Genomic DNA, 639 nt, shown 5'->3' on the forward strand with positions numbered 1-639 from the left:
TGGCGTACCATTAAAATAAGGCTTAGAGTCGAACTTATGGAACAGCCCATCCAACAGACTCAGGTGATCCTTAACAATAATGACCGACTGTTTAATGTCTTCTAGGTTCTGATCTTGCCCTGCTGTGTATTGTGAAAGAGCAAGGTTCATCTGTTTTTTTATGCCGATGTAATCGACAACCAGACCATTCTCTTTACCTTCAAATTTACGATTTACTCTCGAAATGGTTTGGATCAGATTATGCTTTTGCAAAGGCTTATCAATGTAGATGGTATCAAGGAACGGCACATCAAAGCCCGTTAACCACATATCTACGACAATAGCGATTTTGAAGTTCGATTTGCCATTTTTGAACTGACGATCCAGCTCTTTACGATACTCTTTGTTACCGAGCTTATTCCACAAAGCTTTATCATCATCTTTGTCACGAGTCATAATCATCTTGACCCGTTCCATCGGCTTAACTTTCTTCTTATCACTTTCCGATAAAGTTGCACCATCTTCACAGACTTTTACCTCATCCCACTCAGGACGAAGCGCAATCAGTTCTTTGTAGAACTGATAAGCGATTTCACGGCTGCTACAAACGAACATTGCTTTGCCTTTTTGAGTCGTGCCTTCTTCAACACGATTCTCATA

1 protein-coding gene is annotated in these 639 nt (G+C 40.5%); it reads right to left on the bottom strand.

The features are described 5' to 3' along the window. Positions 1 to 639, bottom strand: a 639-nt coding sequence (locus tag R7040_RS27425; protein WP_411978220.1) for a UvrB domain 3-containing protein, incomplete at both ends; no start/stop codon positions are given.

The organism is Vibrio sp. 1069 (assembly GCF_033340555.1).